The sequence below is a fragment of the Allobosea sp. genome, assembly GCF_017308075.1.
Lineage (GTDB): Bacteria > Pseudomonadota > Alphaproteobacteria > Rhizobiales > Beijerinckiaceae > Allobosea.
The window spans coordinates 99398-111748 of sequence record NZ_JAFKFX010000029.1; the positions used below are offsets into that span (position 1 = coordinate 99398).

Below are 12351 nucleotides of genomic sequence, written 5' to 3' on the forward strand. Positions count from 1 at the left end.
ATCCGCCGCAGCCTGACGTCCTGAAGCGAGGCGCCAGTGCAGCGCACCGAGAGGTGAAATCCACTCTTCGGGCGCATCCGATGCCTTCACGATGAGGCAGATTGCCAATCCGCATCCGACAGGACGCCCGGCGATCCGGGCCGGAAACCGCTTTCAGAGCCGGAAATCCTCGCCGAGATAGACGCGGCGGACGTCCGCATTGGCGATGATCTCGGCCGGCGAGCCCTCGGTCAGCACGCGGCCGGAATGGATGATATAGGCGCGATCGACCAGACCCAGCGTCTCGCGGACATTGTGGTCGGTGATCAGCACGCCGATGCCGCGATCGGTCAGCTGCCGGACCAGTTCCTGGATGTCACCGACGGCGATCGGGTCGATGCCGGCGAAAGGCTCGTCGAGCAGAATGAAGGAAGGCCGGCCGGCCAGCGCGCGGGCGATCTCGCAACGGCGGCGCTCGCCGCCGGAGAGTGCGATCGAAGGCGCCTTGCGCAGGCGGGTGATGTTGAACTCGTCGAGCAGCTTGTCTAGCTCGCGCTCGCGCTTCTTGCGGTTGGGCTCGACCACCTCGAGGACCGCCCGGATATTGTCCTCGACCGAGAGACCGCGAAAGATCGAAGCTTCCTGCGGGAGATAGCCGATGCCGAGCCGGGCGCGCTGGTACATCGGCAGATTGGTGATGTCGTTTCCTTCGAGCGAGATCACGCCCATATCGGCCCCGACCAGGCCGGTGATCATATAGAAGATCGTGGTCTTGCCGGCGCCGTTCGGCCCGAGCAGGCCGACGGCCTCGCCATTGCGGACATAGAGCGACGCCTCGCTCACGACATTGCGGGCTCCATAGCTCTTGCGCAGCCCGCTGACGGCGAGGATGCCAGGTCCGCCGATCGAGGACGCGACCGGCTCCGCCCCCGCGAACGGCTCGCTCGCCCGGGTATCGCCCTTCCTGCCGAAGAACCGACCGAGGCGCGAGAACACACCACCGCCGCCGGGCGACGCCACGGCTGCGGCCGAGGCTTGCGAACGCTGCGGGCTTGCGACGGTTTCGGCGGGCGATGGCGGGGAGATCGTCACGGGAAAGGGCGTAACCTGCTGTTTTTCGGCACGGCGTGTGCTCTGGTATTCGAGGCGTTCCAAACTGGCAACGCCCTCATCATCACGAAATGCCGTGCGGCGGGATCAGTTCGTCGGGGTGGCGGGCTTGGCCGCCGCACCCGGCTTCTCCTTGCCGGCCTCGGCCGAATTGGGCACGAAGAAGCCCTGCACGCGGCCGCCCGGCTTCGTGTCGACATTGGCGATGCCGGTCTGCGTGTCATAGACGAGGCGCTCGCCGCGGGTGATGTTCGGGCCGTCGTTCAGCGCGACATTGCCGGTCATGATCACCTTGTTGTTGGCACGGTCGAAGACCGCGTTATCCGAGGTCGCGGCCTGGGTCTTCGAGACGACGGTCACGGGCCCCGCGCATTCGATGCGCTTGATCGCGCCATCGTTCGAGGAAGGCGCGGCGCCCGCCGCCGGGGCCGGCGCAGGCGCGGTGCGCTTGCCGGCGCCGTTCTGGCCACGCCCCTCATAGAACACCGTCATGGTCGAGCAGCGAACCGTGGTCTCGCCCTGGACGGCGACGACATTGCCGGAGAAGATCGCCTTGTTGTCCTTGTCCAACACGTCGAGCTTGTCGGCGTCGATCTTGATCGGCTCCTTGCTGTCGCCACCCATGCCGCCGAAGGGCGAACCCGGAGCGCCGCCACGCGCCTTGGCCGGGGCGGCCGCAGGCTTGGCGGCCGGCTGCGCCGGCGCCGCGCCGGACCTGGCTGGGGCCTGCTGCTGAGCCTGCGCCGCCGAAGGCAGCCAGAAGAGTGCGGACATCGCTGCGAAGAGGAGGGTTGTAGGTTTCATCGCCGACCTGTCATTCGCTTGAGCTTCACTTTCGGCCCGCCTCTCAGCGCTGCGGCGCCGGTGCGGTCGCAGCCCCCGCCTCCGCGGCGGGCCGCAGCAGATCGGGATTGGGCGTGCTGCCCTGGCGCTCCGGACCGGCCAGGCTGTTGGCCGGCGCGTTCTCGATCACGACACGCACCCGCCCCTCGAACACGATCAGGCCCCCGTTATCCTTAACATCGAGTGTATCGGCATTGACCGTGGTGGTGCCGAGATTGACAGTGACCGGCTCGCGCGACAACACGGTGCCGGCCTTGAAGTCGACATCCGCCGTCCGCATCTGCACGTCATAGCCCGATTCCGTCCGGATCTTGACGTCGTCGACCAGCTTCAGCTTCTCCTTCTGCTGGTCGAAATGGCCGCTGCGCGCATTGACCGTGACCCAGCCATCCTCGGATTTCATCTGGACCCGCGCCGTCATCTTCACCAGCTCGATCTGGGTGGGGTTGCGGATGTCCTGAAGGGCGGACTCGGCCGTGACCACGTAGGGGCTGTTATCCTTGCGATAGCCGGCAAGCTTAGGGGCCTCCATCACGACCTTGCCGCCGGACAGCCCGATCGAGCCGAGCGAGAGATTGCCGACCTCGCGCAGCGGGCTGAGGAAGGGAGCGACGATCAGGCCGAGCACGGCCACGACCGCACCGACCGGGATGGCGCGCCGCAGCAGCCGCACCAGGCCGGAATGGCGGCGCGCCGCCTTGAACGCCGCCTGCCGCGCCCGCGCCTGCTTTGCCAGTGTTGCCGCCATGTCAGGCGATGTCATTGCCAAGGTCATGCCCCGCCCATTGCCAGCCGCCGGCGGCTTTTTCATGTCGGCACCCACCCGTCCGGCTGCAAGGCCGCGGGCCACCGGACCGACCGGTCGACGATTGACCTAGCTGGAATACATCAACTTTACGTATGTGCGAAGATGTCGGTTTCAGGCCAGCCGGCGAGATCGAGTTCCGCCCGGACCGGCAGGAAGTCGAAGCAGGCACTGGCCAGATGAGCCCGCTGCTCTCGCTCGAGCATCACATCCAGCCTGGCCTTCAATGCATGCAGATGCAGCACGTCGGCCGCTGCATAGCTCAGCTGCGATTCGGAGAGTGTCTCGGCACCCCAGTCGGATGACTGCTGCTGCTTCGACAGATCGATGCCGAGCAGCTCCCTGACCAGATCCTTGAGCCCGTGCCGGTCGGTATAGGTGCGGACCAGCTTCGAGGCGATCTTGGTGCAGTAGACCGGCGCGGTGACGACGCCGAAGGCCTTCTGCAGCGCGGCGATGTCGAAGCGGGCGAAGTGGAAGAGCTTCAGCACGCCGGGATCGGCGAGGATGCGGCAGAGATTGGCCGGCGGCGGTACATCCTTCGGGATCTGCACGATATCCGCCGAACCATCGCCGCGCGAGAGCTGCACCACGCAGAGCCGGTCGCGCTGCGGGTTGAGACCGAGCGTCTCGGTGTCGATCGCCAGGATCGGCCCGGGCTGGAAATCGGCCGGCAGATCGCCGCGATGCAGACGAATGGTCATGGTGTGGAATCAACCCTTGCGAATACTGGCCGCTCACCGTCCAGGCGGGCGGCCCTTGCCAGCTAGCGAGCCGACCGGCGCCAGACAAGCCTTTTCTCGCTGCAACTGTCCGGAGAAAATTAACCCTTCATTCACCATATCTTTCATTTCGCGGCCAAGACGTGCCAAGGTTGGTGATCGGAGCCCAACTCATGTCCGTCATCCGCCTGTTCACCGATCTCGATGGCCGCATCGGCCTGCGCCAGTTCTGGCTCGGCAGCATTGCGCTGGCGCTCTGCCTGTTCTTGGTGCAATGGGCGGCGCCGCGCCTGGTCGAGATGCCTATGGCGATGAGCATCATCGCCTTCACCAAGGCCTTCGCGCTGTTCCCCTGGGCGGCCCTGGCCGCCAAGCGCGCCACCGACCGCGGCGGCTCGGCGCAATTCGGCATCTTTCTCGTCTGCGCCATCGTGCTGCCGGCCGAATTGCAGCCGCATCTCGGCTATGCTTGGCGTCCCTCGCTCGATGCGATCTCGACCATCGCCTGGCTGATCGCGCTGGTCGATCTCGGCCTGCTGCCGGGCGCCAGGCCCGATCGGCAGCTTGCAGCACAGAGGGCTGCTGCTAAACCGGCGTCATGAGCCAGAACAGCACCGCCCCCGCCTTCGACGCCGCCGATCCCGTAGCCCTGACCCAGGCGCTGATACGCTGCCCCTCGGTGACGCCTGCCGAAGGCGGCGCGCTCGCCTTGCTCGACGCCGTGCTGACGGCGGAGGGTTTCACGGTCGACCGGCCGGTGTTCTCGGCGCCCGGCATGCCGGATGTCGAGAATCTCTATGCCCGGATCGGTGCTGACGGACCGGTCCTCGTCATCGCCGGACATACCGACGTCGTGCCGCCCGGGGACCTCGCCGCCTGGACGCGTGATCCTTTCGCGGCAACGATCGTCGACGGCGTCCTCTATGGCCGCGGCGCCTGCGACATGAAGGGTGGCCTCGCTGCGATGGTGGCGGCGGCGATCCGCTATCGCCGCGAGAATCCGCAGTCGCACGGATCGGTCGCCTTCCTCATCACCGGCGACGAGGAAGGCCCGGCCGTCAACGGCACGGTCAAGCTGCTGGAATGGGCGAAAGCGCGCGGCGAGCGCTTCGACCATTGCTTGCTCGGCGAGCCGACCAATCCGGCGAACATGAGCGACATGATCAAGATCGGCCGGCGCGGCTCGCTGACCGGGAAGCTGACGGTCGCCGGCGTGCAGGGCCATGTCGGCTATCCGCATCTGGCGCAGAACCCGATCCGCGGCATGGTCCGCCTGCTCGCCGGGCTCGATGCGAGCCCGCTCGACGCCGGCACGGAGCATTTCGACCCGAGCAATCTCGAGGTGACGACGCTCGATGTCGGCAACCCCGCATCGAACGTGATCCCGGCGCAAGCCAAGGCAGTGTTCAACATCCGCTTCAACGATCTCTGGACGCCCGAGACGCTCGCCGCCGAGATCGAGCGCCGGCTGCGCGAGGCGGCCGGCAACACGGTGCGCTACGAGATCACCTTCGAGCCGACCAACGCGGTCGCCTTCCTGACCAAGCCCGGCCCCTTCGTCGCCATGGTCGCCGACGCGGTCGAGGCCGAGACCGGCAAGCGCCCGGCGCTCTCGACGACAGGCGGCACCTCGGATGCACGCTTCATCAAGAATTACTGCCCGGTCGTCGAATACGGCGTCGTCGGGCAGACCATGCACCAGATCGACGAACGCGTCGCCCTCGTCGATCTCGCGGCCCTGGAGCGGATCACCCATCGCCTGCTGAGCGCCTATTTCGCCGCAGCACCCACGGCTTGACGGAACCTTCCCGGCTCGACATGCTTTAGACGAAAGTCTAATGCCGTCGAACCCGGAGGGTCTGGCCATGAGGCTTGCTGCCGACGATGTGACGCGCTCGCTGCGGGCCTCATGGCGCCTGCTCTCGGCCGACGCCAAGGCCCTGCCCGATCTCGACCTTTCCCGCGACGGATTCTGGCGCTCCTATCTGGCGCTGGTCCTGACGGTTCCGGCGATCATCCCGGTGCTGGCGGCCGAGCGGGTGCTGGCCGGCCTGCCGAACACCGGCCGCCTCTTCGACGCCCCTCTCCTGCTCGCCTCGGTGATCGCAGCCCAGCTTCTGGCCGTCATCACCGTGCCGGCTCTTCTCGTGCTGCTCGTGCCGGGGCTGCGGCAATCCCCGCGCTTCACCGGCTTCATCATCGCCTGGAACTGGGCGAGCATTCTGTCAGCCGGGCTGATCGCGGTACCTGCCGCGGTCTTCGCACTCGGCTGGTCGCATGGCGGCATCGCGGTGATCCAGGCCCTCGCCTTCGGCACGATCATCCTGCGGCTGCGCTATTGCGTGGCGCGCGCCACGTTCGGTGCCGAATCCCGTATTGCCGGGGCGATCGCCTGCGCGAGCCTGCTCGCCGATTACGCGATCATCAGGACTTTCGGACTCGCCGGGTTCTGAACCTCAAGCCTCGGGCCGCGGAAGCGCGGATCAGTAGTCGACACCGTCGAGATAAAGCCCGCAGGGCGGGGCGAGCGCCGCGCATTGCGAACGGTCGCGTGCCGCCAGCACCTTGCCGACCTTGTTTTCCGGCCAGCGCCCCATGCCGACCATCTTCAGGCAACCGACCATGGAGCGGACCTGATGGTGCAGGAAGGAGCGGGCATGGGCGTAGACCACGATCTCGGCGCCCTCGCGCCGGCAATCGAGCCGGTCGAGCGTGCGCAGCGGGCTGTTGGCCTGGCATTCGGCGGCGCGGAAGGTGGTGAAGTCGTGATGGCCGAGCAGAGCCTTGGCGGCGCAGTCCATCGCCTCGTGATCGAGCCGGACCGGAACATGCCAGACGCGGCCGGCATCGAGCGCGGGCTGCGCCCGGCGGTCGAGGATACGATAGATGTAATAGCGGCGCTTCGCCGAGATACGGGCGTCGAAGCTGTCCGGCACCGCCTCGGCGCTCAGCACCGCGACCGGCAGGCGCTTCAGCCTGGCATTGCTGGCGTCGCGCACGACATCGGTGCGCCACTCGCGCTCCAATTCGACATGGGCGACCTGATGGGTGGCATGGACGCCGGCATCGGTGCGCCCGGCGCAATGCAGCCGCACGGGGTGGCCGCAGAAGGCCTCGACGGCCTCCTCGACGCTCTGCTGCACGGAGGGGCCGTTGAGCTGGCGCTGCCAGCCCGAGAACGGGCCGCCATCATATTCGATGACGAGCTTGTAACGCGGCATCGCGCTAGAGCTTCGCACCGGCGCTGAGCCGGGCGCCGCGCAGGAACTCGCCGCCGCTCATCGGCGCACGCCCGGCGCGCTGGACCTGGAGCAGCTTCACCGCCCCGACCTTGCAAGCGACAGTGCCCTCGTCATCGAGCAGGGTGCCCGGCTCGGCGGCGCCGCCGGCGCGTGCCGTGCGCAGCAGCTTGAGCCGCTCCGGGCCCTTGCCGAGATCGACCTCGACGAAGGCGCCGGGAAAGGGCGAGAGACCGCGCACGAGATCGTGCACCTGCTGCGCCGGCCTGGTCCAGCTCAGCCGCGCCTCCTCATTGCCGATCTTGCTGGCATAGGTGACGCCTTCCTGCGCCTGCGGCGTGAAGCGCAAGCCCCCACGGCCGAGCGCCGCCAGTGCCCTGACCATCAGGTCGGCGCCGAGCACGGAGAGCCGGTCATGCATGTCGCCGGCGGTGGCGTCGCTGTCGATGGCCAGGCGCTCGACCATGCCGACCGGGCCGGTATCGAGCCCCTCCTCCATCTTCATCACGCAGACGCCGGTCTCGGCGTCGCCGGCCATGATCGCGCGCTGGATCGGGGCGGCGCCGCGCCAGCGCGGCAGCAGCGAGGCGTGCAGGTTGAGGCAGCCAAGCTCGGGAACCTCGAGGATCGCCTTGGGCAGGATCAGGCCATAGGCGACGACGACCGCGACATCGGCCTGGTGCGAGGCCATGATCTCGGCCGCCTCGGCGCTCCTCAGCGTCTTCGGCGTGAAGACCGGGATGCCGAAGCGCTCGGCGGTGCGCTGCACCGGCGACGGCTTCAATTCCATGCCGCGCCCGGCCGGCGCGGGCGCGCGCGTATAGACGGAAACGACCTCGTGGCCCTGGCCGATGATCTCGGTCAGGGTGGGCACGGCGAAGTCCGGCGTGCCCATGAAGATGACGCGCAAGCTCATACGCGGAATTTACCCCAAACGCGCCCGGCATTCCGGGCGTAGCGAAGCGAAGACCCGGAGGCCATCGAAGGTCTCCGGCATTCTACGATGGATTCCGGAGCGGTGCCGCTCACGCGGCTCGTCCGGAATGACGGTGTGTTTCGTCGCCCTGGCCTAGGCCGCGCTCTCGCGACGGGCGGCCTTGGCGAAGCGCTTGGTGACGCGCTCGCGCTTCAGGCGTGACAGATGGTCGATGAAGAGAATGCCGTTGAGGTGGTCGATCTCATGCTGGAGACAGGTGGCGAGGATGCCGTCGGCCTCGATCTCCTGCGTCGCGCCGTCGAGATTCATGTAGCGCACCTTGACGCGGGCCGGCCGCTCGACCTCCTCGTAATATTCGGGGATCGACAGGCAACCCTCCTCGTAGACGTTCATCTCTTCCGAGTTCCAGATGACCTCGGGATTGATGAAGACCATCGGCGCCTTCGGCGTCTCCTCGTCCTCCTCGCTCTTCTTCGAGACGTCGATGGTGACGAGGCGGACCGGCTCGCCGATCTGGATGGCGGCAAGGCCGATGCCGGGCGCGTCATACATCGTCTCGAGCATGTCGTCGGCGAGCTTGCGGATATCGGGCGTGACCGAAGCGACGGGCGCCGAGACCAGCCTGAGCTGGCTGTCGGGCAGGATGACGAGGGGGCGAATGGCCATGGGGCGCTCTGGAGCAGGAATAATGAAGGTTCTGGCGACATAAGCACTTGTGCGGGAGCGGTCAAACTGTTCCGCTTTTGTTCGAGTTGATATAGGATCGCCGGCATGAACCAGACCGCCTTCCTCCTGCTCGAACGCCCCGTCAGCTGGGGCGAGGCCGCCTTCGGCTTCGCCGGGCTCGTCCTGCTGCTCCTGTCGCTGGCGCTGCTCTCGTCCTGGCGCAGCGGGAGGCGGCACGCAGCGGAGGCGGGCGCAGCCGCCGAACGCGCCCGCGAGATGGACGACAAGGTCGCCGAGATGAACCGGATGCAGGCCGAATTGACCGGCCGCATGCAGACCATGGCCGAGATCCTCTCGACCCGGCAGGGCGACCTCGCCCGACTCGTCGCCGACCGGATCGACGGACTGCGCCAGCAGGTCGGCAGCGGGCTCGAACAGAATGTCCGCCAGACCACCGAGCATCTCGGCAAGCTGCAGGAGCGGCTCGCCGTGATCGACAGCGCCCAGAAGAACCTGACCGAGCTGACCGGCGAGGTGGTGACGCTGAAGGAGGTGCTCGCGAACAAGCAGGCGCGCGGCGCCTATGGCCAGGGCCGGATGGAAGCAATCATCCGCGACGGGCTGCCGGCCGCGTTCTTCTCGTTCCAGCCGACGCTGTCCAACGGCCGGCGGCCAGACTGCCTGGTGACCCTGCCGGGAGACGGGCGCGGCCTCGTCATCGACGCCAAGTTCCCGCTGGAAAGCTTCACGCAACTGCGCGCGGCGCGCGGCGAGCAGGAGAAGAAGGCCGCGGCGGCGCGGGTACGCGGCGATGTCGGCCAGCACATCAAGGACATTGCCGAGCGCTATTTCCTGCCCGGCGAGACGCAGGACATGGCGCTGCTCTTCGTGCCCTCGGAGGCGCTCCATGCCGATCTGCACGAGCATTTCGACGATCTGATCCAGAAGGCGCACCGGGCCAGGGTGATGATCGTCTCGCCCTCGCTGCTGGCGCTGGCGATCCAGCTGATGCAGTCGCTCATCCGCGACGCCCGCATGCGCGAAGAAGCGCAGGTGATCCAGTCCGAGGTCGGCAAACTGCTCGACGATGTCCGTCGCCTCGGCGAGCGGGTCGACAAGCTCGATACGCATTTCCGCCAGGCGCAGGAGGATGTCGGCCTGATCAAGACCTCGGCCGGCAAGGTCACCGGCCGGGCCGAGAAAATCGGCGCGCTGGAGTTCGACGACGGCCCTGGCAGTCAGCCGAGCCTGCCCTTCGCGCGGGAAACCCTGCTCAAAGCGGCAGAATAAACCCGCACCGCCATCTGAAGATCACATTCCCGCGTAGTCCTGCGCAGCCCGCCCCCGCTGCTCAGGAGATCGCCCGGCGTGCTCGTCCAGATCGGAACCCTCATTGCCGCAACCAGCGTCGTCCAACTCGCCAATGGCTTCTTCAACACCTTCCTGTCGCTGCGGCTGACGACTGAGAGTTTCGGCCCGACACTCACCGGCATCGTGCTCAGCGCCTATTTCATCGGCTTCTCGGCCGGCGCCGTCGGCAGCGGCCGCATCATCCAGCGCATCGGACATATCCGCGCCTATGCCGCCTTCGCCGGCATGGTCGTCGTCGGCACGGCCGGAATGGCGATCTTCGTCTCGCCACTCGGCTGGATCCTGTGCCGGATGGCGATCGGCATCGGCTGCGTCGGCCTGTTCATCACCACGGAGAGCTGGCTCAACGCCAAGGCTCCGCCGGACCAGCGCGGCCGGATCTTCTCGATCTACATGGTCGGCACCTTCCTGGCGCTGGCGGCCGGGCAATTGCTGATCGGCTCGTTGCCGATCGCCTCTATGACGCCGTTCTTCATCATCATCGCGCTGTTCGCGCTGGCGCTGATGATGGTCAGCGCGACGCGCGCGGAGGCACCTGCGCTCCCGGCGGAGGCTTCACTGCCCTATGGCGAGCTGACCCGGCAGGCGCCGGTCTCGGTGCTCGGCTGCGTCGTATCGGGGATCGTCACCAGCGCCTTCTACGCATTGGTGCCCGCCTGGATGGCACGCAACGAAATTCCCCAGGAGACAATCGCGCTGTTCATGCTGGTCGCGGTGCTCGGCGGCTTCGCCTTCCAGGTCCCGGTCGGCAAGGTTTCGGACCGCGGCGACCGGCGGGTCGTACTCGCCGGGCTCGCGATCGGCTTTTCGGCCGCGGCCCTCCTGATCCAGCTCGTGCCGCCGAGGCTCGCCTTCGTGCTGCCGGTCGCGGCCCTGCTCGGCGGCTTCATGTCGACGCTCTATCCGGTCAGCGTCGCCCATGCGCTCGACCGCATGCCCCAGGACCGGGTCGTGGCGGTGAGCGGCCGGCTGATCCTGGTCAGCGGCATCGGCTCGGCACTGGGGCCGATCCTCGGCGCCCAGGTGATGGGCCAGCTCGACATCAACGGACTGCTCTATTTCATGGCTGCAGCGACGGTCGCGCTCGCCGCGGTCGCCGGCCTGCGCATCAGGCACCGCGCGCCGCCGGAGCAGATGGCGGAGCGGCCCTTCGCCATCATCGACCCGCTGGCGGCGCCGATCTCGCAGGAGCCGGAAGCGACGGACGCGGACGGAACGCCGCGTCCGCTGCCCGCCTGAGCCGGCGGCTCAGGCCGTCTGCAATGTCGCCGACAGCTCCGGCTTGACGTTCAGCGTCTGGAAGACGACGCAATAACGCTCGGTCAGCTTGAGCAGGCTGTCGAGCTTCTCCTGCGGGGCGTCGGTCTCGACGTCGAAGAACAGGCGGATCGCCTTGAATCCCACGGCGGCGTCCCTGGCGACGCCGAGGGTGCCGCGGAAGTCGAGATCGCCCTCGGCACGGACGACACCCTTCTTCAGCTCGATCTCGAGCGCGGTCGCGACCGCCTTCAGCGTGACGCCGGCACAGGCGACCAGCGCCTCCAGCAGCATGTCGCCGGAGCAGAGCTCGGCGCCCGTGCCGCCGGTCGCCGGGTGCAGGCCGGCGAGCGCGATGGCGCGGCCGGTCTCGACCTTGCAGGCGATGTGCTGGTCGTCGAGCTCGCCCTTGGCCTTGAGGGTGATCACGGCCGCGTCGGGGGCTTCGCGATACTTGTCCTTGAGCGGGGCCTGGAGGGCGCGAAGCGCGGTGACGTCCATGATGACTTGTCCTCGTTCGAAACGGATGCCGGCAGGATTTACCGCATCGGGCAGGAAAGTGGATGCGGTTTTCGGCAGGGTCTCTGGCTGCCGCGTCAGGCGGCGACTTCCGCCTGCTCCGGCAGCGCGGCACCGCGTTCCTTTTCGAGCGAGTGGCGCAGTTCGCGCCGCAGGGCGACGAAGCCGACAGAACGGGGATCGCGCGGATACGGCAGGAGATTGTCGAGCCGGAAGGCGAGCGGACCAGGCGCCTGCGGCAGGACCAGAATCCGATCGGCGAGACGGACGGCCTCCTCGACGGAGCCCGTGGCGATCGCTACCGCCGGGCGGCCCTGCCGACAGAGATCCGCGAGAGGCTCGGCGAGACGCTCCTGCGCCTCGTCGTCCAGCGCGGCGAAGGGCGCATCGACCAGCAGCAGCTTCGGACGCAGCAGCGACAGCCGGGCGATCGCCAGCCCCTGCAATTCGACCGGCGAGAGTGCGCCCGGACGACGATCCGCCAACCCGCCGAGGCCGGCCCTGACTAGGGCATTGGCGATCAGCCCCTCGCGGGCGAAGGGCGTCGTGCCAGCGAGGCCGAATGCAAGGTTCTCGGCAAGGTTCAGCCAGGGAAAGAAGCCGGGCCGGGCAGCGAGCAGCCCCAGTTCGGCTGTCGGCACCGGATCGGCTTCGGCATCGAGGCCGGCCAGAGCGCGCAGCAGAGCGCTACGACCTTCAGCCTGCCCGCCGAGCAAGGCGACGACCTGCCCCGGCGCCGGGCGCAGCGCAGCCGCGTCGAAACCGGCGGCGAAGAGCTTTGACTCATTGGATTTGGCGGACATGGCGCGTTTCCTTCCCAAGCAAGGCGGAGGGAAAGCGCACGACGGCCACGGCCGTCATCTCGTCTCCCACGCTTTAGCGGCATTTATTTCGCGCCCGCAA

Annotated in this window: 14 protein-coding genes; 5 read left to right on the top strand and 9 right to left on the bottom strand. The window is 67.7% G+C overall.

Going from position 1 to position 12351, the window contains the following annotated elements:
- Positions 1-153: 153 nt before the first annotated feature.
- The 4 genes from lptB to J0J10_RS11015 all read right to left on the bottom strand — a co-directional run bounded on the left by lptB (position 154) and on the right by J0J10_RS11015 (position 3441).
- Positions 154-999 (bottom strand): LPS export ABC transporter ATP-binding protein, encoded by an 846-nt coding sequence (lptB, locus tag J0J10_RS11000; protein WP_465246199.1) that lies wholly within the window; start codon positions 997-999, stop codon positions 154-156.
- A gap of 177 nt (positions 1000-1176) precedes the next feature.
- Positions 1177-1893, bottom strand: a complete 717-nt coding sequence (locus J0J10_RS11005; RefSeq protein ID WP_291646536.1) for an LptA/OstA family protein — start codon at positions 1891-1893, stop codon at positions 1177-1179.
- Between the two features lie 43 nt (positions 1894-1936).
- Positions 1937-2695, bottom strand: coding sequence for an LPS export ABC transporter periplasmic protein LptC (gene lptC / locus J0J10_RS11010; RefSeq protein ID WP_291639801.1), 759 nt, complete (start codon positions 2693-2695; stop codon positions 1937-1939).
- Between the two features lie 131 nt (positions 2696-2826).
- On the bottom strand, positions 2827-3441 hold the full coding sequence (locus J0J10_RS11015; protein WP_291646538.1) for a ribonuclease D: 615 nt from the start codon (positions 3439-3441) through the stop codon (positions 2827-2829).
- Positions 3442-3632: 191 nt separating this feature from the next.
- On the opposite strand from J0J10_RS11015, the gene J0J10_RS11020 reads away from it, so the two are divergent.
- The 3 genes from J0J10_RS11020 to J0J10_RS11030 all read left to right on the top strand — a co-directional run bounded on the left by J0J10_RS11020 (position 3633) and on the right by J0J10_RS11030 (position 5912).
- Positions 3633-4061, top strand: a complete 429-nt coding sequence (locus J0J10_RS11020; protein ID WP_291646539.1) for a DUF805 domain-containing protein — start codon at positions 3633-3635, stop codon at positions 4059-4061.
- Positions 4058-5257, top strand: a complete 1200-nt coding sequence (gene dapE, locus J0J10_RS11025; RefSeq protein ID WP_291646540.1) for a succinyl-diaminopimelate desuccinylase — start codon at positions 4058-4060, stop codon at positions 5255-5257. The genes J0J10_RS11020 and dapE overlap by 4 nt, the downstream gene beginning before the upstream one ends.
- A 67-nt stretch (positions 5258-5324) precedes the next feature.
- Positions 5325-5912 (top strand): hypothetical protein, encoded by a 588-nt coding sequence (locus J0J10_RS11030; RefSeq protein WP_291646541.1) that lies wholly within the window; start codon positions 5325-5327, stop codon positions 5910-5912.
- A 30-nt stretch (positions 5913-5942) separates the two neighbouring features.
- On the opposite strand, the gene truA is transcribed toward J0J10_RS11030, so the two are convergent.
- The 3 genes from truA to def all read right to left on the bottom strand — a co-directional run bounded on the left by truA (position 5943) and on the right by def (position 8301).
- Entirely contained in the window at positions 5943-6680 is a 738-nt protein-coding gene (truA, locus tag J0J10_RS11035) for a tRNA pseudouridine(38-40) synthase TruA (RefSeq protein WP_291646542.1), read from the bottom strand.
- Between the two features lie 4 nt (positions 6681-6684).
- Positions 6685-7614 carry a methionyl-tRNA formyltransferase gene (fmt, locus tag J0J10_RS11040; RefSeq protein WP_291646543.1) on the bottom strand — a complete coding sequence of 310 codons (930 nt, stop codon included), beginning with the start codon at positions 7612-7614 and terminating at the stop codon, positions 6685-6687.
- Positions 7615-7767: 153 nt separating this feature from the next.
- Positions 7768-8301: a peptide deformylase gene (gene def, locus J0J10_RS11045; protein ID WP_291641263.1), complete on the bottom strand. Its 534-nt coding sequence runs from the start codon at positions 8299-8301 to the stop codon at positions 7768-7770.
- Between the two features lie 105 nt (positions 8302-8406).
- Here def and J0J10_RS11050 point away from each other — a divergent pair, with 105 nt between their 5' ends.
- Together J0J10_RS11050 and J0J10_RS11055 are read left to right on the top strand one after the other, a co-directional pair.
- A complete protein-coding gene (locus J0J10_RS11050; RefSeq protein ID WP_291646545.1) occupies positions 8407-9591 on the top strand; it encodes a DNA recombination protein RmuC in 1185 nt (394 codons plus the stop codon).
- 78 nt (positions 9592-9669) lie between these two features.
- Positions 9670-10911, top strand: coding sequence for an MFS transporter (locus J0J10_RS11055; protein ID WP_291646547.1), 1242 nt, complete (start codon positions 9670-9672; stop codon positions 10909-10911).
- Between the two features lie 9 nt (positions 10912-10920).
- Here J0J10_RS11055 and J0J10_RS11060 read toward each other — a convergent pair whose 3' ends face one another.
- Positions 10921-11430 carry an OsmC family protein gene (locus J0J10_RS11060; RefSeq protein WP_291641269.1) on the bottom strand — a complete coding sequence of 170 codons (510 nt, stop codon included), beginning with the start codon at positions 11428-11430 and terminating at the stop codon, positions 10921-10923.
- A 95-nt stretch (positions 11431-11525) separates the two neighbouring features.
- Positions 11526-12251, bottom strand: coding sequence for an ATP-binding cassette domain-containing protein (locus J0J10_RS11065; protein ID WP_291646548.1), 726 nt, complete (start codon positions 12249-12251; stop codon positions 11526-11528).
- Positions 12252-12351: the final 100 nt, after the last annotated feature.

Coding starts and splice junctions, on each gene's coding strand:
- J0J10_RS11005 (WP_291646536.1), bottom strand. CDS start 1,893: ATGAAACCTACAACCCTCCTCTTCGCAGCGATGTCCGCACTCTTCTGG.
- lptC (WP_291639801.1), bottom strand. CDS start 2,695: ATGACATCGCCTGACATGGCGGCAACACTGGCAAAGCAGGCGCGGGCG.
- J0J10_RS11015 (WP_291646538.1), bottom strand. CDS start 3,441: ATGACCATTCGTCTGCATCGCGGCGATCTGCCGGCCGATTTCCAGCCC.
- J0J10_RS11020 (WP_291646539.1), top strand. CDS start 3,633: ATGTCCGTCATCCGCCTGTTCACCGATCTCGATGGCCGCATCGGCCTG.
- dapE (WP_291646540.1), top strand. CDS start 4,058: ATGAGCCAGAACAGCACCGCCCCCGCCTTCGACGCCGCCGATCCCGTA.
- J0J10_RS11030 (WP_291646541.1), top strand. CDS start 5,325: ATGAGGCTTGCTGCCGACGATGTGACGCGCTCGCTGCGGGCCTCATGG.
- truA (WP_291646542.1), bottom strand. CDS start 6,680: ATGCCGCGTTACAAGCTCGTCATCGAATATGATGGCGGCCCGTTCTCG.
- fmt (WP_291646543.1), bottom strand. CDS start 7,614: ATGAGCTTGCGCGTCATCTTCATGGGCACGCCGGACTTCGCCGTGCCC.
- def (WP_291641263.1), bottom strand. CDS start 8,301: ATGGCCATTCGCCCCCTCGTCATCCTGCCCGACAGCCAGCTCAGGCTG.
- J0J10_RS11050 (WP_291646545.1), top strand. CDS start 8,407: ATGAACCAGACCGCCTTCCTCCTGCTCGAACGCCCCGTCAGCTGGGGC.
- J0J10_RS11060 (WP_291641269.1), bottom strand. CDS start 11,430: ATGGACGTCACCGCGCTTCGCGCCCTCCAGGCCCCGCTCAAGGACAAG.
- J0J10_RS11065 (WP_291646548.1), bottom strand. CDS start 12,251: ATGTCCGCCAAATCCAATGAGTCAAAGCTCTTCGCCGCCGGTTTCGAC.